2 protein-coding genes and 2 pseudogenes are annotated in these 3,345 nt (G+C 68.7%); 1 reads left to right on the top strand and 3 read right to left on the bottom strand.

The features are described from left to right. Positions 1-325 (top strand): annotated as a pseudogene (locus TSH20_RS35905) (IS5/IS1182 family transposase); the annotation flags it as partial. A 32-nt stretch (positions 326-357) separates the two neighbouring features. Here TSH20_RS35905 and TSH20_RS29400 read toward each other — a convergent pair. The 3 genes and pseudogenes from TSH20_RS29400 to TSH20_RS35480 form a co-directional block, all read right to left on the bottom strand. Next, positions 358-1,713, bottom strand: a complete 1,356-nt coding sequence (locus TSH20_RS29400; protein ID WP_109157802.1) for a hypothetical protein — start codon at positions 1,711-1,713, stop codon at positions 358-360. A gap of 172 nt (positions 1,714-1,885) precedes the next feature. After that, positions 1,886-2,353 carry a winged helix DNA-binding protein gene (locus tag TSH20_RS29405; protein ID WP_109157803.1) on the bottom strand — a complete coding sequence of 156 codons (468 nt, stop codon included), beginning with the start codon at positions 2,351-2,353 and terminating at the stop codon, positions 1,886-1,888. A gap of 719 nt (positions 2,354-3,072) precedes the next feature. Then, positions 3,073-3,345: pseudogene (locus TSH20_RS35480) on the bottom strand (IS5/IS1182 family transposase); the annotation flags it as partial.

The following is a 3,345-nucleotide window of genomic DNA, read 5'->3' on the forward strand; positions in this document are numbered from 1 at the left end:
AGCTGACGACCAAGCAGGAGGGCGATGCTTCCCTGGTCGGCCGACTGCTCGACCTGCTCGCCCGCCGGATTGGTATGGTGCCGGCGGACGGGGCGTACGGCCGCTAGTCCGTCTATCGCAGCGTGGCGGCCCACAGCCCCGACGCGGAGGTGATCATCCCGCCGCGCTTAACCGCTGTGGCGAGCGCTACCGCGGGGAGCGCCTCCAACCGACGCATCCGCCATATCCAACTGATTAGCCTACCCAGACAGTCGAGGCCGCTGTCAGCTGCAAAGTCATGAACGTCATGACCAACTTGGGGACGCCGGTCACCCGCAAGGTCGCCTGTTCACCGCAGGCCGCCGGTGGACTCCACCCTCACGCGGAGTTGCGCGCCAAAGTCGGAGGCAGCGCTGCGTCGGATCGCGCGGAATCGAAGCGGGCCGCCGCCTCGATGAGGCTCCGCACGTCGTCGGACACCCACCATTTCAGCCGGCGCTGCTCCGCGAGGCTCGCGTCGACGGTGCGCTTGACCAGGCGCAGCTTCGCGCCGCTCAACGGATCATGGCGCAGCAGCGCGTCCTGCACACTCGCGAGCAGGCGCGTGTCGAGGACGCTGATCGCAATCGGATGCCCCGCCGCGTCCGCAAGGTCGAAGATCTCGCTCACCAGGTCCAGAGCCGTCGGCGAGGGGTCGGCGAGCGCGGCGTTGAACAGTCGGACAAGTTGCGCGCCGACCTTCTGGCACCATGCCGTCCGCGGCCGGCCGCGCTGGCGCCTCGACATTTCGGCACCGAAGGTCAGCGTGAAGCGGAGCCCCCGCAGGGTGCGCAGCGGCACGGTGTGGACCGACGCGCGCGTCAACTGCTGGAGCAGGGCGGGATCCAGGTCGCGCTCGACCGCGTTGCCCAGCTCGAGGATGCGCAATTGCACCTCCTGGGCGATCTGCGGGTCGGCAAAGACGCTCAGCGCGCTCAGCCGGTCGTACCAGCCAAGGACCCGTTCGAGCAGTGGGGATGGATCGGACGCCCACTCCTTCGACGGATCCAGGCGCTGACCGAGGAGGTGCTGGTCGATGGCGAGGCGCAGCCGGCGCACGGCCATGGCCAGGTGCGCCAAGGCCGCCGCTTCGACCCTCGACGACGGATACAGGCCGTGCAGCACCTCCGCGAAATGCGGATCCTGATGCTCGTGGAGGTGCGCCAGGCCGAGCAGCAGCAGATCCTCCGGATCGGACCGGCTGGATTGAAGCACCTGCTCCAGGAATTCCAGCACGTCGCCCGACGAGAGATGGCACGGCGAACGCCGCACGGCGCGCCATTCGGGTGCGGTCCGCAGCATGGCGGCCAGCGTGCGCAGATCGTCGCCGCCAAGCGGCGGCACCCCGGTCCTCCGTGCCGCGGCGCGGGTCTGGTTGATCTCGGCGAGCAGCGCCTCCTGGCTGCAGGGCGATCGCATCGCGGCGCCCACGATCGCCAGCGAATGCCGTCGCAGCGCCTCGGCCCAATCCTCGTCCCAAGTGGGCGCCTTGTCGGCGGCATGCTCCTCCGCTCCGCTGCCGACCGCAACGGTCGGTGGCGCGGCCAGCAGAGGTGCGGGTAAACGCTTCGCCAGAGCGAGCCACACCGCGGCGGCGTCGATGGCATGGAGCAGCCCCAGCGGCCGCAGATCGCTTATGAACGCGGTGTCGCTCTCCACGATCACCGGCCGGAGCCATGCCATCCAGTGGCGCATGGCGTCCTCCGCGCAACGGTCGGGGCGAGCGGGGCCGTCCTCCGCGGCCGCAGTCCGTCGCCCGATCGGCAGGCGGCGGCAGAAAGCCAGGAAACCTCCCAGGGGCGAAGAGCCCGGTCCGTCGCAGTCCCCAGCCGGTGTGTAAGGAAGCATGGTCACGGTGCCCTCCCCGCTAGACACCAGCATCCTTGAAGGTCGGCCGATCGAGCGCTCCGGGGATCCGGGCGAGCGCCGTCATCGCCTCGTCTCGGACTCCGAAACGCCGGAGGACGGCGAGGCCGGTCGGCGTGACGTGCAGCAGCTTGGCCCGCCCGTCATGGCGGTGCGGCCGCTCCTCGATGAGGCCGCGGCTCAGCAGCGGCTTGAGCGAATAGGCGAGCGGCCGGTCGCGGTGGAACAGGGCCATGCCCGGTCGGCTCGGCTGCTGAGGCCCCCGGCTCAGGATGTAGAGGATCGCCACTTGCAGGGAACTGAGGTCGGGAATGCGGCACCAGTGGATCCAGTGCAAGATTGCGTAGTGGAGAGTGTCGAGGCGCTCATGCGCCTGGCACAGCTCGTCGAGCGCGCGGGCGGCGTCGAAGGGTTTGCCGTGAGGTTCGGTCGGACCTGGAGCCCGATAGATGTCTGCGTGTTCGACCATGGCGCGCCGACTCTGCTCAAGAATTCAGGAAGTCGCGGATCATTATAGGTGCGATTCCCGTCCGCTGCGCCGTTTCGGAAGCCGGATGCCCGACCGACGGAGCGCTCCCTTCTCTGGAAGGGGTTGCATGCTCCCTCCCATCCTTTTGACTGGGGCGGGTCCTCCCGATGTCTCCGTCTGAAGGATCGCGACGGGGAGGAAGGCGAACCGGCGGGCGGCTCCCGTAGGGTGGGGGCGAAACGCCATCGCCTTGGGAAGGGGCGACAGCCGACAGCTCCCATACGACGGAGAGCCGGAGCCGATACCGAAGATGCCGGTACAATTTCGCTTTCCGGCAGTATAAATCAATCAACGCGAACATCGACGGGCCATGAGGCCGCTGAAGAACGGATCGCGAGGGGAACCTCTCTCCAGACGATCTCCACAAGCGGGCGACTGCCATCCGGTCCAGGCCGGGCGATGCCCGCTCAGTCACACCCCTTTCATCTCGGCCATCCTTGTCCGGGCGCTCCCTGGACGTCTTGGCCCCTGACGCCAGACGTCTCCATCCCCGCCGCAAGCCCGTCGGCAACCTTCCTCTCACCTATCCGGGAGACGGCTGACGTCATGGCATGAGCGGCCGGAGCGAGGCTAGACTGCGGGCGTTGGTGCAGGGAGGCGTGCCTTTGGCGCGCAACTGGGCGTGGGAGCGGAATCCGCCTGCATCCAGCAGTGATCAGGATGGCGGCCTTGACCTTCTGGGCCGGCAGACTCCGGGCGCGCAGGCCGCTGCCGGTCGCATTGGTTGGAGGCGCTCCCGGCCGTGTCGCTCGGCACCGCGGTCGAGTGCAGCGGGATGATCACCTCCGCGCCGGGGCTGTGGGTCGCCACGCTGCGATAGACGGACTCGCCGCCGTACGCCCCATCCGCCGGCACCATACCAATCCGGCGGGCGAGCAGGTCGAGCAGTCGGCCGACCAGGGAAGCATCGCCCTCCTGCTTGGTCGTCAGCT

Origin of the sequence: Azospirillum sp. TSH20 (genome assembly GCF_003115935.1) — a bacterium.
GTDB lineage: Bacteria > Pseudomonadota > Alphaproteobacteria > Azospirillales > Azospirillaceae > Azospirillum.

Excerpts from the sequence above, each read along its gene's own strand:
- TSH20_RS29400 (WP_109157802.1), bottom strand. The coding sequence starts at position 1,713 with ATGCGCCACTGGATGGCATGGCTCCGGCCGGTGATCGTGGAGAGCGAC.
- TSH20_RS29405 (WP_109157803.1), bottom strand. The coding sequence starts at position 2,353 with ATGGTCGAACACGCAGACATCTATCGGGCTCCAGGTCCGACCGAACCT.